Source organism: Calothrix sp. UHCC 0171 (assembly GCF_034931845.1).
Classification (GTDB): domain Bacteria; phylum Cyanobacteriota; class Cyanobacteriia; order Cyanobacteriales; family Nostocaceae; genus Brunnivagina.
In genome coordinates this window covers 419,742-438,007 of sequence record NZ_JAYGHN010000001.1, presented here as the reverse complement: position 1 = coordinate 438,007, position 18,266 = coordinate 419,742, and the positions used below count along the sequence as shown (strand labels likewise).

The window sequence follows — 18,266 nt, the reverse complement described above, 5'->3', positions numbered from 1 at the left end:
ACCTTGCTATCAGGAAATATTTTATGGCTATTTTAGATTCCAAAGGTCGCTTGTTTGGTAAATTCAATCTTCTTGATGTTGGCGCTATTTGCGTAATTGTATTAGTTGCAATTGGTATTTTCTTACTGCCTGGTACGGGTTCCATTGCCCAAGTAAATCAGAAAACCGTACCTATCGAAGTTGATTTGGTGGTGAGAGGCTTAAATGTGCGCGACACTCAACAGTTATACGTTAATGGTTTTAATAAAGGTGGTAAAACCAAAGTTATTATCCGCAATCAACCCTATGGCGAAATCAACATTAAATCAATTCGAGAATTACCTCGGACAATTCCTGTTCCCCAACCAGATGGTTCGGTAAAAGAATTAAGAGACCCCAGAAAAGATAACTTCAGCACTGATATGCTTTTAACCTTAGAAGGTAAAGCCCAACTCACTGATAATGGACCAGTTCTTGGTAATAGTAAAGTTAAAATTGGGATGCCTTTTGAGCTAGAAGGCTTTAACTATAACTTCAATGCATCTGTGATTGATTTGAGAATACAACAGGCACAATAGCAATATTTCCCTAACCTGCCCTTAAATCCCCCTGGAACAGAAGATTTCGGGGGATTTTGCTGGTGATATTAATCTACAATCATTGTTAAACCAGTGTCCGCAGAACGCTTTGCCGCTTCGGCAACCTTCAAGGTGTATAAACTGGCTTCAGGCTGAACATATAACGGCATACCATTTAACAGATGCTCTAAAACCATACTGGTATCTTTCGCAAATAATCCACTACGACTGGCAACATCTAAAGGTATTTTTTCCCCTGCCCGCACTAAAATTCCTTTTTCTTCATTAAAAATTAAACCGCCTTTTTCACCATGAATTTCAAATTTACGTTCAGGTTGCCACAAGGTTTCACCTTTGCCATAGATAATTTGTCCTAATAATCCGCTAGCAAAGGAAAGTTGAGCGATGCAAAAACAACTTTGATAGTAATTATCCTCAACTTGCCAAAAACGGTGATGGCAATTTACAGTCAAAACTTCACCAAACAAATCTGTGAGGCGATGTAAACGCGACAAAGCACCAATTAGGGGAAAGCCAAAGAAATTATGGTTATAACTCCATTTACGGGGTGCTGGTAACTGGGGTTTAATCGTGTTGTAACGGACGTAAAACACCTGCCCCACTTCTGGCAGGTATTGTTTAATTGCTTGGTGAACTCCACCCAAAAGTTCAATATGTTCGACGTGGAGGAGTTTATTGTGTTGTTTTGCCAAAGCAATTAACTCTCCCGCTTCCTGAGTGTCAAAGGCGAGGGGATACTCCACCACAACATGTTTACCAGAGGTGATTGCAGCACGTACAATCTTGCTATGTTCGCTGTTCATCGTCGATATGAACACTAAGTCTATATCATCGCGATCGCAAATTTGTTGCCAAGAATTTATTGCTTCAGCTTCGTACTCCTTGGCAAAAGTTTGAACTCTTTCTAAATCATGACCTGCAACTACGACTAAACGAACTCTACTATCAGGCAGTAGCGATTCCGCTCGCAGTTTTGCCGCATACCCAGTACCAATCAAACCCACATTTATAACAGCTTTTGTCACAGAGACTGAAGAATTATACATTGTCGCCACTAGCTTACTCTCTTGGTTTCCTGAAAATTGTTTCCTTTAGAGATTGAGACAAGTTATTTTTAATACTTCTAAGACAAATAAATGAGAAGCATCATGCTCTATTGAACGCTGACTGCTACTTTAAATACTGATGCCATTTAATAATATCTGTATGCAAGGTGGATTATGACAGACTCAAAAACTTTCCCAGCAAATATTTCAACTTTTTAACAATAAATAAGATAACTAAATGAGTTGACTAGACTCTTGGTAATAATATAACTAAAACTTATCGGTATTAAGTAACTAAATTTCATTACTAATCGTGTTCATTTTCTGGTTACATCGTTTCTTTTTTCTCGTAGTATCAGAATTGAAGCAAATAAAAAATCGACTCATCCGGCGAGATGAGTCGTAGTTGCTGCTTTAAGAGAACTTATACGGTCCGTTTTCAAACAGAGAGGATTACAAAATGGCAAGTTACAAAGTCACACTCGTCACCGAAGAAGGAACTCACGTTATTGATTGTCCAGACGATACTTACATTCTAGACGCTGCTGAAGAAGCTGGTTTTGACCTGCCCTATTCTTGCCGCGCTGGTGCTTGTTCCACCTGTGCTGGTAAAATCGCTGCTGGTACTGTTGATCAATCTGACCAATCGTTCTTGGATGATGAGCAAATCGAAGCTGGATATGTACTTACTTGTGTAGCTTACCCAACTTCTGATTGCACTATCGAAACCAACAAGGAAGAAGAACTCTACTAAATTTTTCTAGCGCCTCACACAATATTTTTGACATAATTTAACAAGCAGCACAAATCGGGATCAAGCTTCCTTCTTTGTGACTGCTTATTTTAATGCATAATTTTCTCGTGTTGCTATTTTTTAATCTTGTCATTGAGTATTTGCAGTTGGGTGTTGGGATAATAGAACTGGAGAATGTTCGCACTCGACCAACCGAGTTTAGCTAAATTCTGCGCCCCGATTTGACTTAAACCAACACCATGTCCCATACCCCCACCAACAAAGGCATATCCCCAAAGTTGCGGTTGACCTTTATTAATTGGTTGGAGGTAGAATAAAGTGCTAATTGGAGCTGCGAAGGCACTGCGAACTTCGTCTTTGTTGAGTTGGAATGAGCCGATGTCTGTGGCGACTTCGAGTTTGAGAATCCGTCCGCTGATGCTACGTTCGACTACTTTCATATCCCGAACTTGTTTAAATTTGGCATAGGGGCTTTTTTTGACTTTGAGGAATTTTTGTAAGTCTTTAGCTATATCTTCAAGGCTACTTTCTCTACGCCAACGAAATAATTGCCATTCTGATTCGTTAAATCCCTGTTTTTTGTTGATAAAGGCTTGGAAATTTTTTTCGTCAGCCAGTGACTTGGCTGATAAATTCCAAATGTTGTTGGCGGAGTCGATAACAGGACGTAGATAGGGGCGTTCATCACCATTCCAAACATCCGAAAATGAAGCTGTTACCCCTCCTGTACTCGCTGCATATAGTGCGTCAACTAATTGATTATCATAAGTTAGCACCATTCCTCGTGTGGCTGCGATCGCTTTATCGGTGGTTGGTGCAACTCCTTTCAAGCCAAAATAAACTTGGCAGTGTGTATCAGCACATAGTTGATAGTCATCAACAGCAAATCGATGCAAATTACGCAAAACGTAAGTTCGGGCAATAATCGCTTGTGCTTCTAATGCTGATGTTGGCGCTGTTGTCCCAATTTCGTAAGGGACTACCCCCCTTAAATATGTTTCTAACTGTACTTGATTTACTAAGGTGTATGTCCCATAGGCATTTGGCTGTATCAACAATTCACCAGGGAAAAGACGCGCCTTGTCTGGGTTAAGAGTATCTTTTTTAGCCTCTTTAGTGTTGTTCTTTGCTGGGTTATTATTCCCTTGCACATCAAGTTTTTTACCTTCATTCACCCGAACTAGGTTTTTGTCACTGGTAATTTTAATTGATTTTGATGTATAAGTTTTATCTCCTACCTTCCATGTAACTATTGGTACCTGTTTCAGAACTTGGGTTTCAATAAAAGGTGTTGTTCTTCCAGTTGCTTGCAGGCTTTGCAATAATAGTCTCCGCAGCAGAGGAGTGCTGTACGTACCACGTTTTGCCCAAACTTGCCAGCGATCGGGTTGAGCAATTTCGACTTCTATACCCTTTTCACGCCACTTGTTCGCATTGTCCTCCGCAGCTTCAAATGTACGGAATACGCCCAAAATTAAGCGCTCCTCAGCAGTTGCTTTCGCTAAAGACTGCATGGCAATTTCCAAGCGAACTGGCTTATCTGTAGTCACAGAGCGCTCTCCAGCTCTAGTCTGGAAATTTAAACGCAAGCGATCGCCTTTCGTCGGTTCCAATTGCAATATTTCCTTCGCGTCATCCCCAAACCTCTGTACTATCCCAATCTTTAATTCCACATCCTCAGTTTTACTGGCTGTACTCGATGCACCAGTTAAACCCAGAACGCAAAACATCGTTACTGTTGTGTAATACAAACGCCCCAAAATCATATCCATTGTCACCTGTCCTCCATTCCCTTTTAGTAACCGAAATAAAGCAAACACACCCACATACTTATTGTAGTTTTTATGTAATATAAGAATTATTCATAGTTGTAGTGTGAGTGTTCCTCAAAAGCTTATCTGAAACAATTGCAAAATAAAGTCATAACGACTATGATTTAGATTAAGAACTGAAAGATAAAGTTAATTAGCGAACAACAATACATGGTAAGAGTGCAAAAAATACCATTAAACCAAATTCGGCGACCCTTGCCCCGCACAAACGACCAAGAAAAAGTGAAAGCCTTAATGGCTTCAATAGCAGAAATCGGTCAGCAAGAACCAATAGATGTACTAGAAGTAGAAGGACAGTATTATGGCTTCTCAGGTTGCCATCGCTACGAGGCATGTCAGCGTTTAGGTCAAGAAACTATTTTAGCCAAAATTCGTAAAGCACCCAAGAGTGTACTCCAAATGCACATGGCGTAGGGAAAATGGGAAACTTGTAAAGTGAGGTAATGATACAGGAATTAACTCAGTATTAAGTATAACCTGGGACAAACTGGAATAGTAAGTCCGTCTACTATTACTCATTCTCCCTTGACTAATGACCAAGAAGCAGTGACTAATTACTAATAGGAATCAGGAGAAATTTATATGGCAACTCAAGCGGCTTCTGTAAATATCGGTATTGATGACGGTAAAAGAGCAAAAATTGCTGAAGGATTGTCGCGTCTTTTGGCAGATACTTACACACTATATCTCAAAACCCACAATTTCCATTGGAACGTGACAGGACCGATGTTTCAAACATTACATTTGATGTTTGAGACACAATATACTGAGTTAGCGCTAGCAGTAGACTTAATTGCAGAAAGAATTCGTGCGCTTGGCTATCCTGCACCTGGAACATATAGCGAATATGCCAAACTCAGTTCCATTGCAGAAACTCCAGGGGTTCCCAAAGCAAAAGAAATGATTAGTTTGCTTGTCGAAGGGCAAGAGGCAGTAGTCAGAACAGCACGTTCGATTTTTCCCTTGATAGAAGAAGTTCATGACGAACCCACAGCAGACTTACTTACACAGCGTATGCAAGTCCATGAAAAAACAGCTTGGATGTTGCGGAGTCTTTTGGAAGAATAGGATTGAGGCTCTTTAATCTTCCGCATCGCCCAATACCCAATTTTATGATCGACTTCACCCCAAAACTCCAAAGTTTAATCCAACAAGTTGCTATTCCCAGTTTGGCAGCACTTAGTCGAGTTAGTGGTGTTTCGGAAAGACAAATTTTGCGGTTACGACGGGGTGAAGTCGAAAAAATGCGGATAGAAGTTGTCCTTCAGCTTTCGCAAGTATTACAAGTAAGCTTAGACGAGCTAGTGACAACATTCTCACAACAGAGCCATCTCCTCCCCGCCCCAACTTCCAATCAAAAAGAATTATGCCAACGAATTGCCGATTTAGAACGAGAATACCTATTGTTGCAGCAACAACTTGAACAACAAAGCGAAAAATTACAGCAACAATTCCAGCAGGAGAGCTTACAACTGCTGGAATCTTTTTTGGTGCAATTTCCCACAGCAGCACAAAAAGCAAGGGAAAACCCACAACTTCCAGCAGTAAATATGCTGCCTTTGATACAAAAACCATTGAAAAAGTTATTGCAAGCTTGGGGTGTGGAAGTCATGGGTAACGTCGGCGAGGAATTATGTTACGAACCTCAATTTCACCAATTAGTTAAGGGAAGCGCAGAACCGGGGGATAAGGTGACAGTGCAAAATGTTGGTTATCGTCAGGGCGATAAGTTGTTGTATCGAGTCAGAGTTTGTTGTCCAGGTTCCGAATTTCCGCATGAAAGTCAAGAATCGAGATTATAATTCTATCCGGAAAATTTTCATGAATCTTTAGTAATGTTCTTAAATTTATGTATGGCAGATTCTCGGACTTCGAGACTCAGTAATATTACTGTTTATTATTACTATTTATAAATAATGATGAACACAATTGCTAAAAGCATTTTCAGATGGCAAGTTGGCAACAATTTTTGAAATGAACTATGATGAACAAGTAATAGAAAAATCAAGATATCATTTTTACAAGTAATTTCACGAGACATGTTGACAGAACAAGTAAAAATTTTTCAACCAAGCGGAAGCTTAGATGCCACTAAGTCACAAGCCTTCCGACAGGAAGTGACAGCATTTGTGGATAATGGTACAAAAATAGTTTTAATTGACTTAAAAAATGTGACTTTTATGGATAGTTCCGGCTTAGGTGCATTGGTACTTGCATTTAAAACATTGCGAGCTGCCAATAGCAAATTGGTGCTTTGTTCAATTAATGAGCAGATTCGCATCCTCTTTGAGCTAACTGGTATGGATAAAGTATTTGAGATATTTACCGATCGCCATGAATTTGAAAAATCATTAATGACCAAGATAAGTTAATTGATTAATTAACTAAAATCTATTCTCATAATTGATAAATCATCATCAAAAACATCTTTTACATTCAATATGGTGAGATAGTTGATTATATCATTGAGATAATAATCAAAAGTATGGTGCGAGCTAACAAGCTTGCGAATAAATTCTTCTAACCCCCAAAGATTTCCATTGCTGAGGGTAATTTCATAAGCTCCATCACTAAAAAGATAGAGACTACTTTCTGGCTCGATGGTACAAAAACCATCAATATACTTGGCATCCGGAAACATACCAACTGGCATTCCAGAGGTTCTTAATAATTTAACCTCGGTACTAGTGGTAGATTTACCGGATATTAATATGGCTGGTGGATGTCCAGCACTAGAATATATCAGTTGGCGTTTGACTCGGTTATATACACCGTACCAAATAGTAAAATATTTATCATTTTGGTAATTCATTTGAAAAGTTTCATTTAAAGCTTTGAGGACTTCACTCGGCTGATAATAATTCAGATTTTGCAAAGCACGCGATCGCAATAAATTTAGTACCGAAATCGAGGGTAAAGTTGCCTTCAAGCCATGTCCAGCAGCATCCAGCAAGTATAATGCTAAGTAATCGGGATCGAGCCAATAATAATCAAAGCAGTCACCACCAAGTTGGCGCGAAGGAATAAATTTATAGTTGATATTCAGGGGTTGCGATGTTGGTGGTGGCAATAGCGAGCAAACGTACTCAGCAGCTTCCGTAAGTTCATCTTCGAGTTTTTGCTTTTGTGTTTGTAAATCTTGACTCAGTTGGTGCAACCGCAAGCCCGCTCTCACTCTCGCTTGGAGTTCATTCTGTTCAATCGGTTTGGTAATAAAGTCATCGGCTCCCGCATCCAACCCTTTGACGCGATCGGCGATAGAATCCAGGGATGTAAGTAAAATAAAAAATGTCGTGGACAAGTTAGCTTCTGCCTTAATGAGCTGGCAAACATCAATACCACTCAACCCCGGCATCATCCAATCACAAATAATCAGTGCTGGCTGGATAGCATAAGCTTGAGCGATTCCATCTTCACCATTAGTGGCAGCGACTACCTCATAACCTTGCCTTACCAACATGCGCTTCAACAATATCAGTACCGCAGGGTCATCGTCAATTACCAAAATTTGATACATAAAAGGTAGTCGGTTTACAATTGCAGTTTATTATTCCCAGCTTAAAATTTTGCTGCCTCTAGAACCATGCCTAATTTTATTTGAGAAATCCCAAATCTGATACCCAAAATTCAAACATCAGAAATCGAAATCAAAAATTATTAATATATTCAGAATACATGAAGTGGGTAAAACATCTGAATTATGGAGGTGATAAGGGATTCAACCATAAGAGGATGGTACGTTTAACTTGGTTCAAATCACGATACATTTCTTGCCTTACCCATTGTCCGATCGCATCGAGTGGATTAAAATCTTGTCCTATCTGCCATTTTACATCTTGACCAAGGGGTGTAATATGGTTTCCGGCTAGCACTTGCAGCGTGTTCATTTCCGGAAATTTTTCACTGAGGATATTACTTAAACCTAGGGATTGATCGATATTATCATTGCTAAATCTAATTAAGAGGTTGCGACGCACATGATAATACTCGCGAATTAAGTCATTGGTTTGAGCTGGTGAAGGGGTAAACTCAAGCGCAAAAGCTGAATTTGCAGATGCATTTGTAGCCGAATTGGGAAATATTCGATTTGCTAGGGGATTATTTGCCAAAATACTCGCAAATTGATTCTTTGCAAACATAGCATTGAATTGTTCCATGAGGGGAACAGCTTCCCTAGCGGCAAAATTATTAAATGACATCAAAATATTGCCCGCACGTTCGACATCGAAATTACTGCCAATGAGTAAATGTAATTTGCAACCCATGCTGTGTCCGATTCCGTAGATGGGAATATAGCCATTACCAAGAATTCCTCGTTCTTCCAAGCGTACTAAAGCTCGTTCAAAATTGAGCAACACTTGTTTGGCGATCGCATTATGGTCAAATGTATTGATAAATGGAGTAGCGATGATCATATAGCCTTTTTCTGCCAGTGCTTCCAATAGTAGGCGATATGTTATTTGCGGTGCAGTCGCCACAAATGCACCACCTAAGAAGTGAATAATGCCACTGGGTTTAGGGGGAATTAGCACCCAATTACCAGATATCTCTTTCCATTCCATGCTGATGAGCCAAAATTACCACTTCTTTATCTTAGAGCTTGCTGAAGCGAGTCGGGATGTCGGAGAGGGGGTGCAAAGACAGGTGAATGGGGAAATATATTTTCATCTCCACATCTTTTTACAATTTCCATATCCTTAATGTCCTAACTTTGGCTTTGTAGGCGCTTCATTTCCAGTTGCACATCTAAAGCGATTTGTAATGCTTCATTTAACAATCTTCCATGTTCGCTTGCTTGTTCACTAACTTGCATGGCACTTAATGTTGGTAGATTATTGGCAAAAAGTTCGGTATTGCTAATAATGAAATTCTTATTCTCTCGTAGAATTCTTTCTGTTTTTAAGGCTCTAATTAAATCTGCTCTGGTTAATTTTAAAGCCTCTAAAATTCGCTTTCTCTCTTTAATACTAACATCTATATTCCCTGCGGCTTCAATTTGATCATTGATATTTATGGCTCTAATGACATTATTATATCTTTCGACATCACTCAATAAAATTCTCAGTGAAGGAGTAATATTTTCTCTAACTATTTTACTTCTATATTTCCAAATATAATAAAAACCTAATTGAGATAAACCGCCGCCAGATACTAAAAATAGCAGAAATAGTATCCAAGCAGGAATAACATTTAATCCTGGCAAAAATAAACTAATAAAAACAGTAAAAATAAAATAACTAAAAAATAATGGAGCTATAGCAATAAAATATGCAGTAGCAGCTTCTGGACCTTTGACTTTCTCTAAAAATTTCTTGGCAATTTTCTTGAGAGCGCCCACAACAAGTATAAGCTCTTCATGTACCGGTAAATCTGTCAGTTGTTGCAATTCTTTTTGACTAATGTCTAACCCTTGCAAATCATTCCTCACAGCTGTTGATTCCCCACTTCCAAAAGAAATAGTCGTATATTACTATATGACAATTAAGTTTTCAACTTAGAGCTAGTCAGATAGCTGTTAATTTTTATCAAGACGTTTCCATAAGTTTCAAGACAATGAAAACATAGTCCGGATAGTATTAAATACTGTTAAAAACTATACATTGGCTATTTTAGCTGAAATAATTGTTAGTAGCCAGGGATAGAGATGACATTTTCGTCAATGTCAACTGGCTCAGGAATTGATTGATATGAACTGAATTATAGTTGTGGACTCATACCAATTCTCCAAAGTAAAGTAACAGATGGTGACGCACCGATGGAGAGACAGGGAGATTTATTTTATGTGTTGCCAGATTTTGGGGAAACGATATCAATTTTATCGGGAATACTATTTATTCACAAAGTAAAGATTATGACTATTTCAACTAAAAATTATTTACTCAATTATCAAGACAGTATGAAGTGATGCCTGTTTTCTGGCTGATGAAGTCAGTGTATTTCTATCTTTTTTTTGAGGGAGAGAAACCAGGTTTATGTTGATAAAATCTTGAAAATATTCGTTTTGATACAATCATAAGCCTAGTTTCTGAGGAATTTGCCCTTTACTTTCAATTAACCGACTCTGCGTTTGAGATGTAAACCATCGATTCCTTCTTTAATCCAACTAATACAGTCAAATTCAGATTTAAAAATTTTAGGTGCTGCAATATTATTCAAGCTTTCTGGGGGATAATGATCATAATAATATTTACCTGCTTCTTGAGAAACAATAATTAAATTGTTCCGGTAAGTATAACGACACTTGAAAGCATCACCCTTGCCAATAAAATCTAAATTGTTATCGATGTATTCTTTGGCAATATTCACAATCCTCTCAATGCTATCACTATAGAATCCACTAGGATTTTCAGCTTTATGTAATTTATCCTTACTACCATTTTCTGCTAAAAGTTTGTAAGAATAAATTTTCTGTTGACGATAGCCGCTCCCTAGAGGAGTATCGCTAGTTTTTGGAAATGCGAAAGGAATGACTAAATAACCTCGATATGAGACAGAATGTTCGTAAAGTAGACGACTCATCTTGCGCTCCGTGAATGCACCTTGAATTTAACTTACCATAACCAAGTAGCGATATGGATAAGGGGTGAAAGGTATGTAATGAGAAAAAAAATAATATTTAATCAGTAATATCCAAAATTATGATGCATATATCAAACTTGACCAAAAAAATTGGGTCAAAACTGATACAAAGAAGATATTTTTTATTTTAGCAGCTAGCACTTGCAACTTCATCTAAATCCAATTAGAACTAATTTCAACTCCTCGACTCTCCATTGCTTGCTCAAATAAATCAGTTGGTAAAGCTGCTTCAACAGGATATACACCAGGTTTACTGAATTTATCTTCAAGTAATAATTGGGCAATACTACCTGTACCAATACCAGCTGCGATCGCTGTATTATTGTGTACTAAGTTAGAACAATAGGTAGCTATCTTCCCATCTTTATATCCGTGAACTTGGGAACGTACAGCTACGCCAATCCCACTAAAATTGTCGGTAATATTAGTCATTTTGTAGCTCACACTTGATAAAAATTCCACTCCAAATTTGCTTTTTATCCATGACTGAGGAAAGATATGTGCAGCAATCCAAGTCAAATGATTATAGAAATCAGGAACAGAACCGAATTTAGTGATCACATTTTTGATTTTGGGGAAAGTTTTCGGTAATGTAAATGTTTCTGGCATATCAAACCAATAGACTCCAGAATTCCCATAGGGCGGAGGAAAATTAATAATTTCCCGTTGCATGTAAGGTTTTACTACTTGCCACTTACCATCAATCCAAGCATCAAAAGGATTTTGTAAGCCCAAAAAAGTAGTTCGCATGACTGTAATCCCAGCACCACCAGAACCTGCTACCAAATAACTGAGATGAATCGTCTCTGCTTGATCAAATTGTTCAATGTCATGGCGTACTATACTGTTAGAAATACCTGGGAAAATACCTGTATTGACAATTGCTGTCACTCCAGCATTCATAGCATGAGGATGATATTCTAAAGCTTTGATTGTAAATGAACGATGGTCACTCACATCAAGATAATTTACACCATGTTCAACACAAAATTCGAGAACTTTTGCATCTCGATAGTGAAAAGGACCAGCACAATGGATGACAAGATGGGAGGATGCTAATGCATTCCGCAATTTGTTCTCCTCCATTAAGTCTAATACCATAAACCTGACGCGCTGATTATCTGTCACCGTTCCTGCTGTACGCCCAGTGATAGTGACTTCAGCCTGGGTATGCGCGAGAATATCCTGAACAACACTGTTACCAATTCGTCCCCTACCACCAAGAATTAGAACTTGCTTATTCATATTTCTCACATCTACCACGTCACATATATTTCATCAAGTTTTGTCGAGCTTTTCATCAGTAGCAAGGATGACGTTATATATCTCCCAAGGAGAAAGTGCATAAGTCGAGAGTATCGGGCGCTATAGATATTACAGCCAGCATAAATTAGTCAGCTTTGGTTTCTGAGGAGAATATCACACCATGTATGGCATTATCTCTTTGACACAGCACTTCAATTTCTAACAGTGACATTTGTATGTTCGACTATATGTTTAATCCTAGTTTGTAAAATTTGTTTAGAAGTTGCAGAAATGATTGAAGCCAGCGAGTAATAACGTCATCACAACTTCTGCAAATAAATAATTACTTTTTGCACAAATGATTGATCCCATTTTAGGCGATCGCGCGTATTCCGTTCACAATTTTAAAATCAATCATAAATTAGTCATTAAATTTATCATCTAGCTTGCGGCGATGATAACTTCTTCTCCACTGTTCAAGTTTTTCTATGGATATTGCTTTTGTAACTACATTGATATTATTTCCTCGCCACTCGACTTCTGAGTCGGTTGTAAATACGCCGCAGTCTAATTGTGCAAGGGGAATATCCCAGTATTCGCTAAATCTAGCCTTTAAAGTAATTACTTGCTCAAAGACTTTATTCCTGTGCTTATTGCGACGCTTCCGTTCAGTTGCTCCTGTGGCTTCCGTATCAATAAATTTAGTTTCAATTAGAAATAAATTACCACTTGCAGTTAAGTAGACAAAATCACATTTACCCAAATCCGTATAATCTGCGATCGGTGATTTTTCAAATAGTAGTAACTCAGTACAAAAAGGAAACAAATCTTGGATATTTAAAAATAAATAAGCCTGCAAAAGTAGTTCCTTATCATAAGGAAACCCCACAACCCCTTCAAAAAAACACTTGATATCTTCTCTGGCTTGGGGCTGAATCCTTTTGCAGTAAGCCACAAATTTATTTAGTTCATCTGCGCTCATGCAGTTTTTGTTCATTCCCTTTTTCGCCATATGTAAACTCATCATGGCATAAAAAGATACTATGGCTACTAACAGGTTATCATCCGCATAAGTAACTAAATAAACTAGTTATCTAGGAAATATATACGTTTATTTACTGATGACGATTGTACGGACAAAGAAAAGAATGAAGTGGTTTCCAATTTGGGTCTAATTCGCTAGAGGCTGAATACGTGCAGGAAAATTGGCGCTTTGAAGGGCATTGATGGCATTGATGGAGTCTTGTACCCAAAACTGCCTACCAAAACGGACTAGTTGACGGGAACCTCCAGCTTGAACGACTCCAATCACAGGTATTTTGGCTTTGTCTTTTTCCCCCGATTGTGATACCAAGATATTACGTAAGCGATCGCGCTCTTCGAGAGTGGTGGCTTGTTCTGGAGTGAGTTCCACCATCACCATTTGTACTTGTTCGACTGGTTCTGCGTCGTCTACGATAATTTGCTTTTGCTCGTCACGGCTTTTGATTTTCGCCCAAATAATTAACCTGGCATCAACCTGTAGGGCAGTGCTGATACGTTCATATATTTTGGGAAAGACGACGGCTTCGGCTTGGGAAGTCAGGTCTTCTATTTGTAAGATTGCCATTGCGTCACCTTTTTGGGTAACTCGTTTCATGACGTTGTTGAGAATGACAACCATGCAAACCGATGCATCTTCTTTTTGTTCGCTGAGTTGGGAGAGGTTGATGGGTGCGAGGATACGTGCTGATTGACGAATAGATTTGAGGGGATGATCGGAGACGTAGAAACCTAGTAGTTCTTTTTCTTTGCTGAGTTTTTCTTGGGGAAGAAAGTCGGGGGTGGGTTTAGCTTTGGGGGCAGAGTCAAAGCTATTATTGTTCGTATTGCTGCTATTATTACTACCAAAACCGCCTCCCAGTAAGTCAAACAGGTTTCCTTGCCCAGTGGCGCGGTCTTTGGCGCGGGATTGTGCCCAGTTGTACACTAGTTCTAGGTCGTGGATTAATTGCTGGCGGTTACTTCCGAGTTTATCAAAGGCTCCACAGTAAATGAGGGATTCTACAGTCTTATTCGTAACTGTGCGTAAATCAATGCGATCGCAAAAGTCCCCTAAGGATTTAAATTCACCTGTTTTTCTGGCTTCTAATATTGCGGCGATCGCATTTTGCCCTAATCCTCGCACTGCTGATAATCCAAAGACGATTTTGCCATTTCGAGGTGTAAAGTCAACTTCGGAAAGATTTACGTCTGGGGGATCGATGGGAATGCCCATACTCTGGCAGGTGGCAATGTATTTCTGCACCTTGTCAGTATCGCCACTATTGGCAGTCAACAGTGCCGCCATATACTCTAACGGGTAATTGGCTTTTAAGTATGCAGTTTGATATGTTACATAGCCGTAGGCTGTGGAGTGGGATTTATTGAAACAGTTAGAAGCTACTAATCCTTGCCTGATGACAAAATTGTGGTCTTGTTCGACACCGATATCGTAGACATTTTGCACGCCCAAGGATTTTCTTGTAACTATTTTAACCATAATCCCAACCCCGGAAAGCTGAATAAAAGGAAATGAACTAAATTAAGTAAATTAATAAATCCAGTTGTTTAGTAAATACTAATCAAATACTAATCTAGAACAAGTAATCTGTACTCCCAATATTTGCCAGAGCGAAACTTAACGGCACAAAAAGGGCAAAGCTGTACTAAAATCAATCATTTGAAGACTGCTGAGTGCTATACATACTAGCTTGCGGCAACGCGATAAAGGAATTATTATGCCATCCATCCGCGATTTACATGAACAATTAGTCAAAAAAGAACGTTCTGCTGTGGAAATTACGCAAGCAGCCTTAGATCGGATTGCAGCAGTAGATGGGAAAGTCCAAAGTTTCTTATGTGTTACGGCAGATAAAGCACTAGAACAGGCGCGGGCAGTAGATGCAAAAATTGCTGCGGGTGAAAATATTGGGATATTGGCAGGAATACCTATTGGTATTAAAGACAATATGTGTACTCAGGGTATCCCCACTACTTGTGCTTCGCGAATTTTAGAAAATTTTATCCCCCCATACGAATCCACGGTGACACAAAAGTTATTTGCTGCGGGTGCAGTGATGGTGGGTAAAACTAATCTCGACGAGTTTGCCATGGGTGGTTCTACCGAAACCTCTGCTTATAAACAAACTGCGAATCCTTGGGATTTATCACGGGTTCCTGGTGGCTCATCGGGTGGTTCTGCTGCTGCTGTGGCTGCGGGTGAGTGTGTGGTGTCGTTAGGCTCTGATACGGGTGGTTCGATTCGTCAACCAGCATCGTTTTGTGGTGTGGTGGGGATTAAACCTACATATGGCTTGGTGTCACGCTATGGGTTGGTAGCTTTTGCTTCCTCGTTAGATCAAATTGGTCCTTTTTCCCGTAGTGTTGAAGATGCAGCAATTTTATTGAATGGGATTGCTGGATATGATGCTAAGGACTCAACAAGTCTCAAAGTCGAAATTCCTGATTACACTGCGAATTTGCAACCCGATTTAAAATCTTATGGCAAATCTCATGGTAAAAAAATTCGCATTGGTATTATTAGAGAAACCTTTGGTGAAGGTTTAGATTCCCAAGTCGAACAAGCCGTGAATAAAGCCATAGAGCAACTCAAAGATTTGGGCGCAGAAATTGTCGAAATCTCTTGTCCACGTTTCCGTTATGGTTTGCCAAGTTATTACATTATTGCTCCTTCGGAAGCTTCGGCAAATCTGGCGCGGTATGATGGTGTGAAGTATGGTGTCCGTGCTGAAGATGCAGATAATTTGCTCTCGATGTACAATCGCACCCGTGCAAATGGTTTTGGTGCGGAAGTGAAACGCCGAATTATGATTGGAACTTATGCATTGTCTGCGGGTTACTACGATGCTTATTATCTAAAAGCACAAAAAGTTCGCACCTTAATTAAACAAGATTTTGAGAATGCATTTGCACAAGTTGATGTTTTAGTGTCTCCTGTTGCCCCCACAACTGCATTTAAAGCAGGTGAAAAAACAACTGATCCCTTGAGCATGTATTTAATCGATTTGATGACAATTCCTGTAAATTTAGCGGGTTTGCCAGGTATTAGCGTACCTTGTGGTTTTGATGATGCGGGAATGCCAATTGGCTTGCAGCTGATTGGTAATGTATTACAGGAAGAAAAGTTATTTCAAGTTGCCTATGCATATGAACAATCAACTGATTGGCATTTGCGGGAACCGAAGATTGGATAGATGCAGGTAGTTATTGAGGCGAAGGTGTTGCTGTTGGTGAAACTGCTGCTTCAGGAGTATATTTAATCAACTTCAAGCTTCCCTCACTACCCATGACAACAGCTGGTTGTTTATTCGCTGAGACTAAAACAGCACCCGCATTACCCGAATATACACTTACTTCTTTATCTCCCGCCCAGGTTTTCTTATCTCCCTTTTTTAAAGTACCTTCAAATGCAGTTTTGCCATCAACTTTTACCCGTAGCCAAGATTCACCTTGAAGTTCTATATCTACTTCCACACCGGATGCAGATGCAACTGTCGGAGAAATAGAAGCTGTTGGTGTTGGTGTTACGGGTGTTGTTAAAGGTGTGACCGTTGGTGATAAACTTACTGATGCTGGGGGAGTCGGTGTTTCCGAAACTGTCGGTGGTGTAGCTTTTGGAGTCACTGCTGGCTTCTCTGTAGTAGTTGCTGTTGATTTATCTTTGTTGCTGAGAACATCAGGATTCTGTTTCGGACTGAGGATATAAAATAACCCTAGTGAAGCCCCTAAAAGCAGTAGAACATACGGTACTGCTAGGGGTATATATAAACTTGATTTCTTTTTTATATTTATATTTTCCTTGTCAACTACTACTGGTAAGAATAAATCACCAAAATTTGCTGTGAGGATAGTGCCATCTATACCAATAGCATCGCAGTAGCGACGAATAAATCCCTGAACAAAAACAGCTTCCGGCAAGTCTTCTGCCCGTCCTTCTTCCATTGCTTCGAGAAATGCTGAACGAATACGTGTATGCATCGCGACTTCATCAATGGAAATATTTTTTTCTGTACGCGCTTGTCGTAAGTAAGCTCCGATTTCTCGAAATTGCCCCTCTTGAGCCTCATTGGACAGCTTCACATTCTTCTCCTATTCTCCAATTGTATCTACTATTCAATAGAGAAATCTCGGTTATTTGTGTATATAATTAAACTAATTAATCAAATTCATTTAAATATAAATATTTGATTACACATTCATCACTTTAGAGTACCAAATATTTGGTTCAAAAAGGAACAATTGTTGTTTTTTTGATTGTATATAGAAATACTTGAAGAATGGAAAGAAAGCTGGAAAATTTCATACACTTGCTCCCCCAGTTAATTCTAGGAGTATGTTTTCTCATTATCTTAATATATGCAATTTTTTGTATTGCATTATACTGTATACAACATAAATATATTTTCTTCCCTTCCAATGTCATTGAAAAAACACCATCAGTTTATAATGTGCCATTTGAAGATGTGTGGCTGTCAGTTAAGACTAAAAAAAATAAGATTGAGCGGATTCATGGTTGGTGGATGGATAATCCGAATTCCGATGGCAAGGTTTTACTTTACCTGCACGGAAATGCTTTGAATATTAGTGCCAATATTTTTGCAGCGACTGGATACTACAAGGCTGGATTTTCGGTATTTTTGATTGATTATCGTGGTTTTGGTCAAAGTGAAGGTCGCTTTCCCAATGAATCACGAGTATATGAAGATGCAACAATCGCCTGGAATTACTTAGTTAGACAGCGAAAAGTCCATCCTAGTCAAATATATATCTATGGTCATTCCTTGGGAGGTGCGATCGCAATTGATTTGGCGGTAAAACGTCCGGAGGCGGCTGGGTTAATTGTGGAAAGTACATTTACCTCTGTTCGCAATGTGATTGCAGCACGGAAACTTTTTCCTATATTTCCCGTCAACCTACTTCTGAAAGAGCGATTTGATTCAATCGAAAAGGTGCCACAACTCAAAGTACCCATTTTGATTATTCATGGCACTGAAGACGCAACAGTCCCTGCGTTTATGGGTCAAACACTCTACGCAGTTGCTCCTCAACCAAAAGAATTAATTTTAGTTGCAGGCGCAGATCATAATAATGTCGGACAAACGGCTCCGTCGCAGTATATCAAAGCTGTACAGTCTTTTTTACAAGTTGTACAAAAGCAAACTCAAGCGACTCTGCATTAAGTTGCGATCGC

Annotated in this window: 19 protein-coding genes; 9 read left to right on the top strand and 10 right to left on the bottom strand. The window is 39.1% G+C overall.

The window, feature by feature from the left end; all coding sequences use genetic code 11:
• The first annotated feature begins 23 nt into the window (after window positions 1-23).
• A complete protein-coding gene (locus VB733_RS01760; protein ID WP_323338386.1) occupies window positions 24-557 on the top strand; it encodes a DUF4330 domain-containing protein in 534 nt (177 codons plus the stop codon).
• A 68-nt stretch (window positions 558-625) separates the two neighbouring features.
• Here the strand turns inward: VB733_RS01760 and VB733_RS01755 are convergent, their stop codons facing one another.
• The gene (locus VB733_RS01755) at window positions 626-1,624 is read right to left on the bottom strand and encodes a Gfo/Idh/MocA family oxidoreductase (protein WP_323338385.1); all 999 of its coding nucleotides are present in this window, start codon (window positions 1,622-1,624) and stop codon (window positions 626-628) included.
• Window positions 1,625-2,084: 460 nt separating this feature from the next.
• On the opposite strand from VB733_RS01755, the gene VB733_RS01750 reads away from it, so the two are divergent.
• Entirely contained in the window at window positions 2,085-2,378 is a 294-nt protein-coding gene (locus tag VB733_RS01750; RefSeq protein WP_323338384.1) for a ferredoxin, read from the top strand.
• A 113-nt stretch (window positions 2,379-2,491) separates the two neighbouring features.
• On the opposite strand, the gene VB733_RS01745 is transcribed toward VB733_RS01750, so the two are convergent.
• Window positions 2,492-4,150: a SpoIID/LytB domain-containing protein gene (locus VB733_RS01745; RefSeq protein WP_323338445.1), complete on the bottom strand. Its 1,659-nt coding sequence runs from the start codon at window positions 4,148-4,150 to the stop codon at window positions 2,492-2,494.
• 210 nt (window positions 4,151-4,360) lie between these two features.
• Here VB733_RS01745 and VB733_RS01740 point away from each other — a divergent pair, with 210 nt between their 5' ends.
• From VB733_RS01740 to VB733_RS01725, 4 genes are all read left to right on the top strand, one after another.
• A complete protein-coding gene (locus tag VB733_RS01740) occupies window positions 4,361-4,624 on the top strand; it encodes a sulfiredoxin (protein WP_323338383.1) in 264 nt (87 codons plus the stop codon).
• A 168-nt stretch (window positions 4,625-4,792) separates the two neighbouring features.
• Window positions 4,793-5,278 (top strand): Dps family protein, encoded by a 486-nt coding sequence (locus tag VB733_RS01735; protein ID WP_323338382.1) that lies wholly within the window; start codon window positions 4,793-4,795, stop codon window positions 5,276-5,278.
• Window positions 5,279-5,322: 44 nt separating this feature from the next.
• Entirely contained in the window at window positions 5,323-6,012 is a 690-nt protein-coding gene (locus tag VB733_RS01730; RefSeq protein WP_323338381.1) for a helix-turn-helix domain-containing protein, read from the top strand.
• Window positions 6,013-6,249: 237 nt separating this feature from the next.
• On the top strand, window positions 6,250-6,582 hold the full coding sequence (locus VB733_RS01725) for an STAS domain-containing protein (RefSeq protein ID WP_416336278.1): 333 nt from the start codon (window positions 6,250-6,252) through the stop codon (window positions 6,580-6,582).
• An 8-nt stretch (window positions 6,583-6,590) separates the two neighbouring features.
• Here VB733_RS01725 and VB733_RS01720 read toward each other — a convergent pair whose 3' ends face one another.
• Together VB733_RS01720 and VB733_RS01715 are read right to left on the bottom strand one after the other, a co-directional pair.
• Window positions 6,591-7,727 (bottom strand): PP2C family protein-serine/threonine phosphatase, encoded by a 1,137-nt coding sequence (locus tag VB733_RS01720; RefSeq protein ID WP_323338380.1) that lies wholly within the window; start codon window positions 7,725-7,727, stop codon window positions 6,591-6,593.
• A 181-nt stretch (window positions 7,728-7,908) separates the two neighbouring features.
• Complete coding sequence (locus VB733_RS01715; RefSeq protein ID WP_323338379.1) at window positions 7,909-8,772, bottom strand: DUF1350 family protein; 864 nt, start codon at window positions 8,770-8,772, stop codon at window positions 7,909-7,911.
• Window positions 8,773-8,776: 4 nt separating this feature from the next.
• Between VB733_RS01715 and VB733_RS01710 the strand changes: the two genes are divergently transcribed.
• A complete protein-coding gene (locus VB733_RS01710; protein WP_323338378.1) occupies window positions 8,777-8,911 on the top strand; it encodes a hypothetical protein in 135 nt (44 codons plus the stop codon).
• Between the two features lie 4 nt (window positions 8,912-8,915).
• On the opposite strand, the gene VB733_RS01705 is transcribed toward VB733_RS01710, so the two are convergent.
• The 5 genes from VB733_RS01705 to VB733_RS01685 all read right to left on the bottom strand — a co-directional run bounded on the left by VB733_RS01705 (window position 8,916) and on the right by VB733_RS01685 (window position 14,555).
• Complete coding sequence (locus VB733_RS01705) at window positions 8,916-9,638, bottom strand: hypothetical protein (protein ID WP_323338377.1); 723 nt, start codon at window positions 9,636-9,638, stop codon at window positions 8,916-8,918.
• Between the two features lie 623 nt (window positions 9,639-10,261).
• Window positions 10,262-10,729 (bottom strand): hypothetical protein, encoded by a 468-nt coding sequence (locus VB733_RS01700; RefSeq protein ID WP_323338376.1) that lies wholly within the window; start codon window positions 10,727-10,729, stop codon window positions 10,262-10,264.
• 213 nt (window positions 10,730-10,942) lie between these two features.
• Complete coding sequence (locus VB733_RS01695; RefSeq protein WP_323338375.1) at window positions 10,943-12,034, bottom strand: saccharopine dehydrogenase family protein; 1,092 nt, start codon at window positions 12,032-12,034, stop codon at window positions 10,943-10,945.
• A gap of 421 nt (window positions 12,035-12,455) precedes the next feature.
• Window positions 12,456-13,016, bottom strand: coding sequence for a hypothetical protein (locus VB733_RS01690; RefSeq protein ID WP_323338374.1), 561 nt, complete (start codon window positions 13,014-13,016; stop codon window positions 12,456-12,458).
• Window positions 13,017-13,205: 189 nt separating this feature from the next.
• On the bottom strand, window positions 13,206-14,555 hold the full coding sequence (locus VB733_RS01685; RefSeq protein WP_323338373.1) for an OB-fold nucleic acid binding domain-containing protein: 1,350 nt from the start codon (window positions 14,553-14,555) through the stop codon (window positions 13,206-13,208).
• A 238-nt stretch (window positions 14,556-14,793) separates the two neighbouring features.
• Between VB733_RS01685 and gatA the strand changes: the two genes are divergently transcribed.
• Complete coding sequence (gene gatA, locus VB733_RS01680) at window positions 14,794-16,269, top strand: Asp-tRNA(Asn)/Glu-tRNA(Gln) amidotransferase subunit GatA (protein WP_323338372.1); 1,476 nt, start codon at window positions 14,794-14,796, stop codon at window positions 16,267-16,269.
• A gap of 10 nt (window positions 16,270-16,279) precedes the next feature.
• On the opposite strand, the gene VB733_RS01675 is transcribed toward gatA, so the two are convergent.
• On the bottom strand, window positions 16,280-17,155 hold the full coding sequence (locus tag VB733_RS01675) for a helix-turn-helix domain-containing protein (protein WP_323338371.1): 876 nt from the start codon (window positions 17,153-17,155) through the stop codon (window positions 16,280-16,282).
• A gap of 368 nt (window positions 17,156-17,523) precedes the next feature.
• Here VB733_RS01675 and VB733_RS01670 point away from each other — a divergent pair, with 368 nt between their 5' ends.
• Window positions 17,524-18,255 (top strand): alpha/beta hydrolase, encoded by a 732-nt coding sequence (locus VB733_RS01670; RefSeq protein WP_323338370.1) that lies wholly within the window; start codon window positions 17,524-17,526, stop codon window positions 18,253-18,255.
• The last annotated feature ends 11 nt before the right edge of the window (window positions 18,256-18,266 follow it).

What these genes read in the sequence shown, in the direction of transcription:
- VB733_RS01760 (WP_323338386.1), top strand. Translation starts at nt 24, where the DNA reads ATGGCTATTTTAGATTCCAAAGGTCGCTTGTTTGGTAAATTCAATCTT.
- VB733_RS01755 (WP_323338385.1), bottom strand. Translation starts at nt 1,624, where the DNA reads ATGTATAATTCTTCAGTCTCTGTGACAAAAGCTGTTATAAATGTGGGT.
- VB733_RS01750 (WP_323338384.1), top strand. Translation starts at nt 2,085, where the DNA reads ATGGCAAGTTACAAAGTCACACTCGTCACCGAAGAAGGAACTCACGTT.
- VB733_RS01745 (WP_323338445.1), bottom strand. Translation starts at nt 4,150, where the DNA reads ATGGATATGATTTTGGGGCGTTTGTATTACACAACAGTAACGATGTTT.
- VB733_RS01740 (WP_323338383.1), top strand. Translation starts at nt 4,361, where the DNA reads ATGGTAAGAGTGCAAAAAATACCATTAAACCAAATTCGGCGACCCTTG.
- VB733_RS01735 (WP_323338382.1), top strand. Translation starts at nt 4,793, where the DNA reads ATGGCAACTCAAGCGGCTTCTGTAAATATCGGTATTGATGACGGTAAA.
- VB733_RS01730 (WP_323338381.1), top strand. Translation starts at nt 5,323, where the DNA reads ATGATCGACTTCACCCCAAAACTCCAAAGTTTAATCCAACAAGTTGCT.
- VB733_RS01725 (WP_416336278.1), top strand. Translation starts at nt 6,250, where the DNA reads ATGTTGACAGAACAAGTAAAAATTTTTCAACCAAGCGGAAGCTTAGAT.
- VB733_RS01720 (WP_323338380.1), bottom strand. Translation starts at nt 7,727, where the DNA reads ATGTATCAAATTTTGGTAATTGACGATGACCCTGCGGTACTGATATTG.
- VB733_RS01715 (WP_323338379.1), bottom strand. Translation starts at nt 8,772, where the DNA reads ATGGAATGGAAAGAGATATCTGGTAATTGGGTGCTAATTCCCCCTAAA.
- VB733_RS01710 (WP_323338378.1), top strand. Translation starts at nt 8,777, where the DNA reads ATGAGCCAAAATTACCACTTCTTTATCTTAGAGCTTGCTGAAGCGAGT.
- VB733_RS01700 (WP_323338376.1), bottom strand. Translation starts at nt 10,729, where the DNA reads ATGAGTCGTCTACTTTACGAACATTCTGTCTCATATCGAGGTTATTTA.
- VB733_RS01695 (WP_323338375.1), bottom strand. Translation starts at nt 12,034, where the DNA reads ATGAATAAGCAAGTTCTAATTCTTGGTGGTAGGGGACGAATTGGTAAC.
- VB733_RS01690 (WP_323338374.1), bottom strand. Translation starts at nt 13,016, where the DNA reads ATGAGCGCAGATGAACTAAATAAATTTGTGGCTTACTGCAAAAGGATT.
- VB733_RS01685 (WP_323338373.1), bottom strand. Translation starts at nt 14,555, where the DNA reads ATGGTTAAAATAGTTACAAGAAAATCCTTGGGCGTGCAAAATGTCTAC.
- gatA (WP_323338372.1), top strand. Translation starts at nt 14,794, where the DNA reads ATGCCATCCATCCGCGATTTACATGAACAATTAGTCAAAAAAGAACGT.